The organism is Bernardetia aquimarina, from assembly GCF_042180575.1.
Classification (GTDB): Bacteria; Bacteroidota; Bacteroidia; order Cytophagales; family Bernardetiaceae; genus Bernardetia.
The window spans coordinates 1,706,487-1,718,909 of the sequence record NZ_CP170094.1 but is presented as its reverse complement, the minus strand read 5'-3'; the positions used below and the strand labels follow the sequence as shown (position 1 = coordinate 1,718,909).

The 12,423-nt window shown below is 32.7% G+C and carries 10 protein-coding genes; 1 reads left to right on the top strand and 9 read right to left on the bottom strand.

The features are described from left to right. Positions 1 to 8: 8 nt before the first annotated feature. The 8 genes from ACE193_RS07185 to ACE193_RS07150 form a co-directional block, all read right to left on the bottom strand. Positions 9 to 1,757: a 7TM diverse intracellular signaling domain-containing protein gene (locus ACE193_RS07185; protein ID WP_375562325.1), complete on the bottom strand. Its 1,749-nt coding sequence runs from the start codon at positions 1,755 to 1,757 to the stop codon at positions 9 to 11. Positions 1,758 to 1,893: 136 nt separating this feature from the next. Next, a complete protein-coding gene (locus ACE193_RS07180; protein WP_375562324.1) occupies positions 1,894 to 2,049 on the bottom strand; it encodes a hypothetical protein in 156 nt (51 codons plus the stop codon). Between the two features lie 41 nt (positions 2,050 to 2,090). Beyond that, positions 2,091 to 2,858 carry an IS1 family transposase gene (locus ACE193_RS07175; RefSeq protein WP_375562323.1) on the bottom strand — a complete coding sequence of 256 codons (768 nt, stop codon included), beginning with the start codon at positions 2,856 to 2,858 and terminating at the stop codon, positions 2,091 to 2,093. Positions 2,859 to 3,010: 152 nt separating this feature from the next. Continuing rightward, complete coding sequence (locus tag ACE193_RS07170) at positions 3,011 to 4,138, bottom strand: amidohydrolase family protein (RefSeq protein ID WP_375562322.1); 1,128 nt, start codon at positions 4,136 to 4,138, stop codon at positions 3,011 to 3,013. Between the two features lie 184 nt (positions 4,139 to 4,322). After that, positions 4,323 to 5,399, bottom strand: coding sequence for a YncE family protein (locus tag ACE193_RS07165; protein ID WP_375562321.1), 1,077 nt, complete (start codon positions 5,397 to 5,399; stop codon positions 4,323 to 4,325). Between the two features lie 71 nt (positions 5,400 to 5,470). Further along, a complete protein-coding gene (locus ACE193_RS07160) occupies positions 5,471 to 7,333 on the bottom strand; it encodes an ABC transporter ATP-binding protein (protein WP_375562320.1) in 1,863 nt (620 codons plus the stop codon). Positions 7,334 to 7,476: 143 nt separating this feature from the next. Continuing rightward, positions 7,477 to 8,472 carry a YeiH family protein gene (locus ACE193_RS07155; RefSeq protein WP_375562319.1) on the bottom strand — a complete coding sequence of 332 codons (996 nt, stop codon included), beginning with the start codon at positions 8,470 to 8,472 and terminating at the stop codon, positions 7,477 to 7,479. A 108-nt stretch (positions 8,473 to 8,580) separates the two neighbouring features. Beyond that, positions 8,581 to 10,407 (bottom strand): ABC transporter ATP-binding protein, encoded by a 1,827-nt coding sequence (locus ACE193_RS07150; RefSeq protein ID WP_375563347.1) that lies wholly within the window; start codon positions 10,405 to 10,407, stop codon positions 8,581 to 8,583. 217 nt (positions 10,408 to 10,624) lie between these two features. Between ACE193_RS07150 and ACE193_RS07145 the strand changes: the two genes are divergently transcribed. Continuing rightward, a complete protein-coding gene (locus ACE193_RS07145) occupies positions 10,625 to 10,930 on the top strand; it encodes a hypothetical protein (RefSeq protein ID WP_375562318.1) in 306 nt (101 codons plus the stop codon). 120 nt (positions 10,931 to 11,050) lie between these two features. Here ACE193_RS07145 and ACE193_RS07140 read toward each other — a convergent pair whose 3' ends face one another. Beyond that, on the bottom strand, positions 11,051 to 12,307 hold the full coding sequence (locus ACE193_RS07140) for a serine hydrolase domain-containing protein (RefSeq protein ID WP_375562317.1): 1,257 nt from the start codon (positions 12,305 to 12,307) through the stop codon (positions 11,051 to 11,053). Positions 12,308 to 12,423: the final 116 nt, after the last annotated feature.

Genomic DNA, 12,423 nt, shown 5'->3' with positions numbered 1-12,423 from the left:
AAGATAGTTTAGTTTTCTTTAGCTAATTTCTCCATTTTTTTGTTTAGTCTTGACTTTGCTCGGTGTACACTGGTTGGATTTATATTGAGTAAAGTAGCTATTTCTTTAGCCGACATATTGAGGTGATAATAAGCTGAAAGACGTATTTCATTAGGTGTAAGTGTTGGGTATTTCTCTTTCAAATCTCTGAAAAAATTTGGATGTACTTCCTCAAAATGAATTTTGAATTTATCCCAATCATTTTCTAAATACGAATCATTCTTTATAGTTGATTTTATTTCTCTTATTCCTTCTCTATTTTGTGTCGTAGTATCTTTGAAAGAAAGGTTCTGAATTTGTTTTTGCAGACTAGCCAACATTTCATTTTTTTGATAGAGGTAAAGCGTATTTGCTGTGAGTTCTCTTTGATTGGATTCTAGTTTTTGTTTTAAATCTGTATTTTGATTTACTTCTTGTGCCATTTCAGAAATAATATATTCATTTTCAAGTTCTATATATCTATTACGAGCAAGCATTTTGTCATTTTCTTTTTTTAACGTTTCTGCTTGAAGCTGTTTTTCTTTTAGATCATCTTTGAGAAGATTTATACGAGCTACTAAAGCAATAGCAAAAGTAACTGTTTGAAAAATTAGAGCAATATGAGGAAGTAATTGAATTGGTTGTGTATTATATTTGTATATTAAAAGGTAAATAGCAATAATAAATATAATTAGTAAAGGAAATAGATTAGCAATTAGAAAGTAACGACCTAATTTATATCCTTTTCTGTAAGAAAGAATAGTAATATAACAGATTAATAAAATAATTAGACCAACAGATAAATTTAAAATAGAAGCCAACCAAAAGTATAAAAAAGATGATTTGAAAGATGAAAGAACTAAAAAAAAGACACTATAAAGCGAAAATAGGGTAAGTATATATTTCAAAATTTTATCCCATTTTTTTAGATAAGTAGATAATTGTAAGTAGGTACGAGCAAATTGTATATACCCAAATAATAATATCCAAATAAAAAACAGATTTATAATAGTTGGAAGAGAATAAGAATATAACAGTCCATTAGGTTGTATTTGTATATTATAAAAATTGAAAGGTAGAATAAAATTAAGTATTTCACTAAAATGTGTAATATATAAAACAGAACCCAAAATCATTATGATATAATAAAGGTATGTCTTATCTCTAAATACAAGAAAAATATATAAGTTATAAATAATGAATAGCAGTATAGCAAAACATGTAACCAACCATGAAACAATTACAAATTGTTCGCCTTTTTTATGAGCTACTTTTGATTTTACATATAGCGTAAGTTTTATTGGATAATCTTGTGAATGAAGCTCTTTTACTTTTGACTTTATATAAAAAATATTTTTTTGTTTTGATTGCAATACAATAGGAAGGTAACCTTTTCTTCTTTTAAAATCTGTTATGGCAATACCTGCTTTTTTAGTACTCCATTTTTGATTTTCAAAATCATAATAATATAGAGTATTATCTATCTCTGGTATCAATATAATATATCCTTCTTTTGTATAAACAGAATTATTCTGTATCGAAAAACGAAACCAACAGTAGTCTTCTTTTTCAAATTTGTAATACTTAGGGTTTTCTTGAAAAAAAAGATTAGAATCATTCAAAACCTGTTCAAAAGTGTAGTTTTTGTCAAATAATATTTCAAAACCTTTTATTTCATCGACATCTTTTTCTTGCCACACGTAAGGAGTTTGAGCAACTATAAAAGATGCTTTTAGCAAAAATAAGATGGTTAAAGTAATTTTTTTCAATGTCAATAGCATTTCGAAGTCAGTGAAGTAACATATCAAAATAAAGTAGTACAAGATGTCTCGTCCTGAAATAGCGTTACAGGTTTTTAGATAAATTTTATATAAATCAGACGGTTTCTAAACTGTCTGATTTTTCTTTTTTATAGGTTCTTATTTGAATGTTTTCTTCTTGATGGGTTTGCTCTGGTGTCTGCAAATATAAAGAAAAATGTGGTCTTTCTTGATTATATATTTGAACACTTTGTTTTACCATTTTTTTCATCCATTCTAAATAAGGTGGTGTTCTTTTTATAAGGATGGATTCTATGCAATAATTTCATTGTTGTAATTTACTATAAAATATTTGATTGAATTATAATGATTCTCCCATTTTTTAGAAAAGGATAAAGAAAGCCTAACTAATGGGCTATTTCTCTGTCTGATTGTGTTATTAAAACGCTCAATTTTAGTAGTTTCTTTTTTACCTTCTTGTCGGAGTTGTTTTTTAGGAAATACAGTTCCATAAGAAGCAAAATCATCAGCATAAACAATGGCTTTTTCTCTTAATTTCTTATCTATACTCAAATAAAGTCCTAATGCACCCTCTTGATCTCTACCTCCACTATGAAATCCAACTACCAATCCTGTACGTCTTTCGATAGCTAACCAGATCCATTCTGGACAATCTTTAGCACCTACAAACCGAGCTTGCGAGCTCAGCGTAGCTAAACTCCATAACTCGTCGGCTTCTACCAGATATAAATCTATATCTGCTGAAGCTAAACGACCAATAGGCAAATCTTCTTTTATTCGCTCATAGCAGAGTTTCATACGAGAAGTAACCCAACTGACACTTTTTTTAAAAAGGCGACTAATGCCTCTTAAAGCAATACGTTCTAATAGAAGTTGAGCTACTAACTCATCTTGGTAAGAACTAATAATAGCTTCCTTACTTTCAGGTAAAGGACGTTCTACAAATTGGCGTTTACAAGTTTTACACTTGTAATTTTGCTTATTGTAATAAGTTTGACCGTTTTTTACGGTATATTTGCCTTGGCAATGAGGGCAAATGTGAGTTTGTTTAGTTTGCATTTTACGAATATCACAACTCATTGCCATTTTTTCAACTAAACCATCCTTATATTTAGAACACTACCAGAAATTTCTTTTAGTTACAAAATAGATGTTTTTTTTGTATTTTGAAATACCTGTACTTCGATAGCTTGGAAGCTGACAACTACTGGTTACATATCCCAAGACTGCATAAAAGCAAAATCAGATTTTTTCAGTCCTAGCCATTCCAACGCCGAACCACTCAATAACTGTTCTTTTTGTTTGTCTGTATAATCCATTGAATGAATAAGTTTTCCAGGTTGAAGTTCACCTAATGGAAAAGGATAATCTGTACCCAAACAAATCTTATCAGCACCCATTAATTTGACCACATAATCCAACATTTCAGGACTATGAACCAAGGAATCTAAATAAAATTTGCCTAAATAATCTTTTGGTGCAATCGGATTATCAACAGCACACAAATCTGGACGGACATCAAAACCGTGTTGAATACGTCCGATAGTAGCAGGAAAAGAACCTCCACCGTGAGCAAAAGCAACTTTTAGATTTGGTAATTTTTCAAAAACGCCACCAAAAATCATTGAACAAATAGCTAAACTTGTTTCGGCAGGCATTCCGACTAGCCAAGGAAGCCAGTATTTAGGCATTTTGCTTGTTCCCATCATATCCCAAGGATGCACAAAGATAGCTGCACCCAATTCTTCGGCAGCTTGAAAAATGGGAAATAATTCGGGTGCATCTAAGTTCCAATCCATAATATGCGAACCAATTTCTACACCTGCCAAACCCAAATCTTTTACGCATCGTTCTAGTTCTTTGATAGCCAAATCAGGAGATTGCATAGGCAAAGTTCCCAAACCAACAAAACGATCTGGATAATCTTTTACAATGCCTGCAATATGTTCGTTGAGCATTTTGGATAAATCCCACGTATGTTCTGGTTTTGCCCAATAGCCAAACATCACAGGAACAGTCGAAAGAACCTGCACATCCACATGTTGATGATTACATTCTTGCATGCGACGTTCTGCCGACCAACAATTATCTTCTACTTCACGAAAAAAACGGTCGTCCATCATCATACGAGCGCAACATGGTTTGTGGTGGTCTAAGTGAATAAAACCACCATAACCATATCTATCACGTAGGTTTGGCAAACGCTCAGGCAAAATATGCGTATGAATATCTATTGTAAAAAGATTTGAAGCAGGCGTAAACGTTTCTTTTTCGCTTTGTTTTTGTAATGTATTCGGAATAGTTGTATTCTGTGTGTTTGGCTTGGTATCTTGTGACATTCTTTAATTTATAAAAAAAACTATTATAAAACTTGAAAAGTAGGCTAAATTAAAGAATTGAAAAGGGTTTTCAAAAAAAACTTTTTCAACTAAAACTAATACTTTGCTAAAATCAAATGGTCATACAAGTACTAAACTGGACGATTTTTGCTTCTTTGTTAGATTGAAAGTAGATTAAAACAAATCACTTAAAACAAATATCATTCGGAATAATTCCTACTTTATAGCGTTCTACTTCTCTTTTGGTCTGCAAATCATATTCAAAAATATAACCTTCTTGTTGATAATCTAAAGCATCAGCAAAAAGTAAGCGTCCATTTTTAGGAGAAATAACAGCATTATAAATAAGCGTATTTACAGTTCCTAATCCTTCAATAAAAGGCGTTTGAGGAAGGCGAGAATCTACTTGAAAACTAGAAATTTGATATAAATTATTATCAGAAATCCAGTACAAATCATTATTATAAATACTCAAAAATTTAGGTTTTTCTTCTTCATCAAAAACTCTGCTTTCACTACTTCGAACATCTGAAAGTGAAGATGTAATCAATCTAGCTCTTTCTGTATCCGAACCTGCTGCCAAAATCCAAATTCTGTTTTGAGCTTCATCTGCAACAATCCATTTTGAGCCTTCTGGTGTATTAATGGTATGAATAATTTCATCATTTTGAGAATCAATAACCCAAGCTTTATCTGCATCGTGAGAAGTTACCCAAATATAATCGCCTAGTTTAGCCATTTTTTCTGTCCAAGCTGTTGTACGAATTTCATTTGTGATTTGATTGGTTTGTAAATCAATTACATAAATTAAATCTCTATAAATTGTCGTTACGTAGGCTTTTGAGTCATTTATTCCGATAAAATAACGAGGCGAATGAAGATTTTCGATGGTTGCGAGTTGCTCTAATGTGGTCGGATTTACAACTTCTATTTTTTGTGAATTATTGACTACAATATATCCTTTTCCATTATGAATTGTCATTGATTGTCCTACATTTCCTAAAGGCTCATTATTTACTCTTTCAAAAATGTTATTTTCTACTCTTCCTTTATCTATTCCGTCTTGATGAATAAAAGTGAGCGTCGATTTTCCCCAGCTAAAATTCCCTTCATTGACAACAAAAAAACCATTTTGATAATCTCTTGAAGGCTCGCCAGTATCTACACCGATAGGCGATTGTCCGTCAATTTCGCAGGAAAAAAGGGAAAGAGAAAGGATAAAAAAACAAGAAAGACGTAAAAAGTAAACTAAATTTTTCATAGGGTTTGGAATAGTTTTGTAAAAAAGAGAACACGAATAATAAAACAAAAAACTTGCCGTAGCTTAATATTCTATTTATACCCTTCTGCTTGTAAATTAAATAATTCGGCATATTTTCCGTCTTTTTCTAAGAGTTCTTGATGCGAACCAATTTCTAAAAGACCACCATTTTGTAAAACTAAAATTCTATCAGCCATTCTCACAGTTGAGAATCGGTGTGAAATCAAAACGGCTGTTTTTCCTTCAATTAGTTCTGCAAAACGCTCAAAAACTTCATGTTCTGCCCTTGCGTCTAGTGCTGCCGTTGGTTCGTCCAAAATATAAAGTTGAGCATCTCGCATGTAGGCACGCCCTAAAGCTACCTTTTGCCATTCTCCACCCGAAAGTGAAACACCTCCATTAAATTTTCTACCGAGCATTTGCTCGTATTTTTCAGGTAATTTTTCTACTACATCGTTTGCCAAACTCTTTGTTGCTGCATCTGTAATTAATGATAGATTTTCTCGCTCATTTATATTTCCAACAGCGATATTTTCAGAAACAGTGAGTTCAAATTTCACAAAATCTTGAAAAATTACACCAATTAAATTTCGTAATTGTGTCGGATTGTATTCTCTCAAATCGTGTCCATCTAACAAAATTCTTCCTTCTGTTGGGTCGTAAAGTCTAGCTAAAAGTTTTACAAGTGTAGTTTTTCCTGCTCCATTTTCTCCTACTAAAGCTAGTTTTTCGCCTTTGTGAAGTGTAAAAGAAAGATTTTTGATAGCATAACGCTCTTGATTCTGGTATTTGAAGCCTACATTTTCAAAAATAAAACCTTCTTTTATTGGATTAGGAACTTGTCTTTGCGTTTCGGTAGCAGGAATCAAAGGTTTTAATTCTAAAAATTCAAATAAATCTTTAAGATAAAGCGCACTTTGAGCAATGCTAGAAAAACGTCCCATAATCTGCTGCAACATAAAACGCAAGCGTTCGAACGAACCAGCCAAGAAAGTCAAATCTCCAAGCGAAATAACTTTTGTAATCGTTTCGATAATGATAAGTACATACGCACCATAATAAGAAGCCGTTCCGACAAGCGAAAAAACACTTCCCCAAAAGGCTCTCTTTTGAGTAAGTGATTTATTTTCATTGTAGTAATTATCTGAAAGGAATTTGAAACGATTTGCCAAAAAATCAGATAAACCAAAAACTTTGAGTTCTTTTGCTGAAAAATCACTTGCTCCAATATAACGCAAATAATCTAGTTCTCTTCGCTGAGGTGTCCAACTCAAAGATAATGAATAAGCACGTTCGTTGAAATGTGTTTCTCCCAAAAATGCAGGAACTAAAGCCAAAATAAGAATCAGAATAAGCCAACCATTAAAAGCCACCAAACCAATCGCCAAGGAAATAAGCGTAATAATATCTTGTCCTTGTGATAAAACTTGCGACATCAAAACGACACGCCCAGAAGTCTGTTGCCTTGCTCTTTCTAGTTTGTCGTAAAAAGTGGCATCTTCAAACTGTTCTAAATCTAATTTTGAAGCATGCCGAATAAGCTGAACAGAAGTATAATTGGCTACCAAATCGCCTAAAAGATTATCTGTAAGTGTAATTACTCTACTCAAAATTTCAGAAAAAACAGTCAGTCCTAATTCTATTCCGACCAAAATCCAAAGGTATTTTGTATTTTCAGAAATAAGCTCAAAAGCAGTTTCAGAATTGATAAGGCGTACTATTTCATCAATAATTAGCTTTCCAACATAGAGTGTAACAAGTGGAATAATCGCTTTAAAAACTCTAAGAATAAGCGTAGTAAATGCAAAACGTGGACTTGTCTGCCAAATTAATTTAAAGAAACGAGGTAAATAATTGAGTGCTTTTGCTTGTTCTTTTATAGATAATTTTTCTGCTTCTTCTTTCTGTTTTCGTTTTCCGTCGCCTTTTGCCATTTTATATAAATAAGTAATTTTCTAATTTTTATTTTCTATTGCTATTCAATTACAAATTTAAGGCAAAATAGTTTTTAGATTCCCACTCTTTTAGACCAAAAAAATACTCATCATACTTTTTAGTAACATGACTTAGAATTAGTTTAAGTAATTACCAAAAAAGAACCTACTGAAATCAGAATCCATAAAATAACACCTAAAACCAATGGTCGCCAACCTACTTTTTTTATTTTTTCGATAGACAAACTAAGACCAATCAAGAAAAGCGTCGTAACAAGCAATTTTTTGGCAACCCAAACTAAATAAGAAGAATATTCACTGACAAGAGGAACATAAGTATTTATCAAAATCGCCACTACAAAAAGCCCAATAAAATAAGGAATAGTAATTTTTGGAGTTGATTTTTTTGTTTGCTTATTTTTGTCTGAGCTTTCTAATTCTAATTCCTCAATTTGATTATCAATGTTATTTTTTTTGTAAAACTTCGTAATCAGAACAGAAAGCAAAACCAAGGGAATAATCCATAATGCACGAACGAGTTTTAAAGTCGTTGCAATCTTCAAAGATTCATCGCTAAAAGTCTGTGCTGCACCCACTACCGAACTGGTATCATGAATAGCCACAGCTACCCACATCCCAAAATTTTGAGGAGAAAGATTAAAAAAATGTCCCAAAACAGGAAAAATAAGAAGTGCTACTGAATTAAGAAGAAAAACAACTCCCAAAGAAACCGAAATATTAGAGTTGTCAGCATCAATGACAGGAGAAAAAGCAGCAATAGCACTTCCACCACAAATAGCCGTTCCGACAGAAATAAGTTGAGCCAATTTATTTTCTACTTTCAAGATTTTACCTAGTAAAAGACCAATCCCAAGTGTCAGAAAAATACTACTGACGACCAAACCAATTCCGTTTTGGCTGGCAGAAATTGCCATTTGAAGATTCAAACCCAAACCCAAACCCACAACTGCAATTTTTAGAAGTTGTTTAGTCGTTTTTGCTGTTTGTTCTGGAAAAGGATTTTTTAGAAAATGAGCGAATAAAAGTCCTGTTACAAGTGCCATCGGACTATTTACAAAAGGAATCCAGCACGCCAAAAGACAAGCAAAAAAGAGAACAGGAATGAGTTTATTTTTCAAAATTATTGTGTAAGTGTAGTTTGTGTGTTTTTGTTAAGATACAAAATTACCTACATTTTTCATGAAAAAACCCTAAGGGTCTTCAAGACTCTTAGGGTTTAACATAAATTACACTTCCAAAAGCTGCAAACGAACAAGTTGATTATATGTTCCTTCTTGATTAACTAGACTTTCGTGTGTTCCCTGTTCGCTAATTTGACCATTTTCCATAACATAAATAGTATCTACTTTTCGGATGGTAGCCAAACGGTGAGCAATAATAATTGTCGTTCGGTCTTTCATCAAAGTATCTAAGGCTTCCTGTACAAGGCTTTCAGATTCGGCATCTAATGAACTTGTCGCTTCATCTAAAATCAATATTTTTGGGTTTCGTAAAATAGCTCTTGCAATGGCAATTCTTTGACGCTGTCCACCTGAAAGTTTTATGCCACGTTCGCCTACTAAAGTTTCTAATCCTTCTGGGAAAGTTTCGATAAACTTAAATGCGTTGGCTTGTTTGGCTGCTTCGATGATTTCTTCTTCGGTTGCGTTTGGTTTTCCGTAGGCTATATTTTCTCTGATTGTTCCTCCAAAAAGCAAAATTTCTTGAGGTACAATTCCGATGGCTGAACGATAGAAATTCAAATCATACTCTAAATTATTTTTTCCATCTACTTCTATTGTTCCATTTTGAGGAGTATAAAAACGCTCCAAAAGCTGAATAATAGTAGATTTTCCTGCTCCACTATGTCCAACTAAAGCAATTTTCTCTCCTGCTTTTATATCAAAACTAAGCCCTTTCAAAACCTCTACATCAGTACGTGTAGGGTATGAAAAACGAACATCTTTAAAGGAAATATTTCCTTCGATTGCTTGTTGATTTGTAGCTAATTCTTGCTCATTATAAGTTGATTTTGATTCAGAATCTTCTCCCAAAATTTCCAAAACTCGTTCTGATGCTCCAATTGCTTTCTGTATTTGTCCATAAATATTTCCCAGTCCTCCAATCGAACCAGCAATAAACATAGAGTAAATAATAAAGGTAAACAAATCACCAGGGGTTAAATCACCAGCCTTTAAAAGAGTTGCACCATACCAAAACACAGCCGTAATACTTCCAAAAATCACAAAAAGAATAAAAGAAATAAAAGCTCCTCTATATGTAGCTGCTTTTAATGCTGTTTTTATTACGCTCTGTTGAGTAGTAGAATAGCGATTTGATTCAAAAACTTCGTTAGTAAATGCTTTTACAGTTGCAATGGCTTGAATAGTTTCTTCTACAATAATATTTGAAAGAGCAAGTTGATCTTGTGTCTTTTTAGATAGTTTACGGATAAATTTACCAAAAACAATAGCTCCAATAATTAGTGCAGGCATTACTCCCAACATAAAAAAGGTGAGTTTTGGAGTCATAAAAAATAAGATTCCCAAACCGACAACCAGTGTAATTATTTGACGAAAAAACTCAGCTAAAGTAACTGAAAAAGTTTCCTGCAAAAGAGCTATATCTGCTGTAATCCTACTCATAAGTTCTCCAGAGCGATGTTTATCATAAAAACTCATCGGTAAAGTCAAGTATTTTTGATACAAAGCATTTCGAATATCAGCCATTGAATACTCACTTACTTGAGCAAATAAATAAACTCTCAAAAATGAAAAAATGACTTGAACTACAATCACAACTGCCAAAGCAAGTGTAATTTGATTGATGCTATCTAGTAAAAAACTCTGATTGCCTGTTGCTACATCAACGAGGTTTCCTGTAAGTTTTGGAAAGGCTAAAAGCACCACACTAGAGAGAAAAAGACAAACCATTCCACTAAAAAAATATCCTTTGTAGGGCATCATAAATTTATAAATGCCTAAAAGATATTGAAAACTCTCTTTATTGAGTTTTCGTTTTTTGTGTTCGTCTTCTTTGTTTGCTGGTTCGTTAGGTGTTTCTTTAGAAGTCATATTTTCTGACGTATTTTCTGAATTAGATTCAGTCTTTTGATGCGCCTTTGTGCTTCCGTTTTTATTTATATCTTTGTTCACGTCTTGGTTCGTATTTTTCATAGTTTGTTTTAGAAACGATAGTACGTTTGGTTTTCGAAACGCAAAGATACGGTTTTTGTTAGATAAGTACTAACTAGAAATTTTTGTAAAACTTCTAAATCAAAATTGAGATACTATGTATAAAGGAAATTATGAATTAATTACAGATTTGTCTATTGTAAGACAATATGCTACCGAACGTTATGAAGTAGTGAAGCAATGGGAATATGTAGCCAAAGTAGAGGGAGCTAGAGATGGATTGGTAGATCTTTTTCTAACAAAAGAAGAAATTATTTATGTTGAGATAGATATGGATCCTTTGTATGGAGGTGGATATGCTAAAAGAGAAAAAGTTCAGAAAATAGCAGACTTTAAAGAAAATGGGGCTGCTAGAGAAATTCCTAATGGAATTATAGAGGAATTGAAAAGTTTGATTGTTTAAGCAATCCCCAGCTATATCTTACTAAATTACTATTGTTCATAAAAAAACTATTCTCAATCATCTAAAAAAGATAATGAGAATAGTTTTTAATTATTTAGGAAGGGAGGTATATCGATTTTTTTATTGTAATGTTTTTCCTAGTTCAAATGCTTTTTCATACATTTCTGTCAAGTCTGCATCACTCATATTAGTAAATACAAGAACCCCAATTTTGGTAACTGGGTCAAAAGCCATTTCTGTGCTTGTGCCTTGTTCGCCTCCATTGTGTCCCCAAAGTTCTAAAGATTCGTTTTGAAGAAACATGTGTAACCCCATTGTACCATCAAGATTTGGAACTTGCTTGGTAAGCATTGCCTCAACAGTTGAAGATTTGAGAAGCTCATAACCATTATATGTACCACCATTAGCTATTGCAGCCGTAAATTTAGCCATTTCTCTAGGTGTTGTACGCAACCCTCCATTTGGATAATCAGGGAATGTATAATGATCAACTTTTACAAAATTACCACCATCTACTTCATACGGTTGTACAATCGTCCCTGTAATTTCATCTAACCTCCAGCTTGTAGAAGTCATTCCTAGAGGAGTGAAAATATTTTGTTTTGTATAAGCCGTAAAACTCACTCCTGAGATTTCTTCTACCAAAACTCCAATAAGAGCAGAGCCTGCATTTGAATAATTAAATTCTGTACCAGGTGCTGCTTCTGCAAAATTAGCATCTGCATCATAACGAGAACCACCTACTTTGAGGTAACTTTCCATAAATGGTTTTAGTTCAAGAGGTGTATCTCCATTAAATGTATAATTATCATACAAAGATTCTCCATCTACAATAGAAGAAGTATGAGTAAGAAGCATACGAAAAGTAATTGGTGTATTAGAGTTAGGGTTCACAACAGGAAAAGAAAGATGATCATTTATTGAGTCATCTAAATCAAATCTACCTTCATCATACAAACGAAGTAAAGCAACTCCTGTAACTGTTTTGGAAATTGAAGCAATCAAAAATAAATGATTTTCTTCTAAAGGTAAATTTTGTTCTACATTTGATTTTCCATAATATCCTTCATGTAAAATCTGACCATCTTTGAATATAATTGCACCCACAGCAGGAAGTCGTTGAGAAGACATTTGAGCAGCTATGAAGTCGTTAAAGGCTTGTTTGTCTGTATTGGTATCATTTCCACCACCGTCGTCATCTCCTCCTCCATCACTATCATCTCCATCACTATCATCTCCATCATCATCATCTGCAGGAGGATCTACAACAACTACATCATCATCTGGTTCGGGGTCGTCTTCTCCACCACAACTTGATAGTGAAAAAGTAAATAATAAAGCTAATACTAATAGTACGGGAAATTTGAGAATATTCATAATAAACATACAGTTATAGGTTAAAATAAAGTAAGCATTTCTTAAAAGTTTTATTGTTTCTTTACAATAAAACCTTGGCAATAAGCAGTATAATCTGTTTTTATACAAAAAAAGTA

Bases quoted from the DNA above. Each gene is read 5' to 3' on its own strand.
- ACE193_RS07180 (WP_375562324.1), bottom strand. From the start codon at position 2,049: ATGAAAAAAATGGTAAAACAAAGTGTTCAAATATATAATCAAGAAAGA.
- ACE193_RS07140 (WP_375562317.1), bottom strand. From the start codon at position 12,307: ATGAATATTCTCAAATTTCCCGTACTATTAGTATTAGCTTTATTATTT.
- ACE193_RS07165 (WP_375562321.1), bottom strand. From the start codon at position 5,399: ATGAAAAATTTAGTTTACTTTTTACGTCTTTCTTGTTTTTTTATCCTT.
- ACE193_RS07175 (WP_375562323.1), bottom strand. From the start codon at position 2,858: ATGCAAACTAAACAAACTCACATTTGCCCTCATTGCCAAGGCAAATAT.
- ACE193_RS07150 (WP_375563347.1), bottom strand. From the start codon at position 10,407: ATGACTTCTAAAGAAACACCTAACGAACCAGCAAACAAAGAAGACGAA.
- ACE193_RS07170 (WP_375562322.1), bottom strand. From the start codon at position 4,138: ATGTCACAAGATACCAAGCCAAACACACAGAATACAACTATTCCGAAT.
- ACE193_RS07145 (WP_375562318.1), top strand. From the start codon at position 10,625: ATGTATAAAGGAAATTATGAATTAATTACAGATTTGTCTATTGTAAGA.
- ACE193_RS07160 (WP_375562320.1), bottom strand. From the start codon at position 7,333: ATGGCAAAAGGCGACGGAAAACGAAAACAGAAAGAAGAAGCAGAAAAA.